The sequence below is a fragment of the Paraburkholderia sp. SIMBA_027 genome (assembly GCF_046535315.1).
GTDB lineage: Bacteria > Pseudomonadota > Gammaproteobacteria > Burkholderiales > Burkholderiaceae > Paraburkholderia > Paraburkholderia tropica.
Map to the genome: position 1 here is coordinate 1 of NZ_JAWRWY010000179.1, position 372 is coordinate 372.

At 52.7% G+C, this 372-nt stretch carries 1 rRNA gene; it reads left to right on the plus strand.

The annotated features are described in order from the left end of the window. Positions 1 to 67: 67 nt before the first annotated feature. A 16S ribosomal RNA gene (locus SB764_RS38675) occupies positions 68 to 372 on the plus strand; the annotation flags it as partial.

Below are 372 nucleotides of genomic sequence, written 5' to 3' on the forward strand. Positions count from 1 at the left end.
ACAAAACGTACCTGTTAATTCAGTTTTTTAAAATCGCACAGCGATGTGCGTAGTCAGTCAAACTACTTTATCGGAGAGTTTGATCCTGGCTCAGGACGAACGCTGGCGGCGTGCCTAATACATGCAAGTCGAGCGGACAGATGGGAGCTTGCTCCCTGATGTTAGCGGCGGACGGGTGAGTAACACGTGGGCAACCTGCCTGTAAGACTGGGATAACTCCGGGAAACCGGGGCTAATACCGGATGGTTGTCTGAACCGCATGGTTCAGACATAAAAGGTGGCTTTGGCTACCACTTACAGATGGACCCGCGGCGCATTAGCTAGTTGGTGAGGTAACGGCTCACCAAGGCGACGATCCGTAGCTGGTCTGAG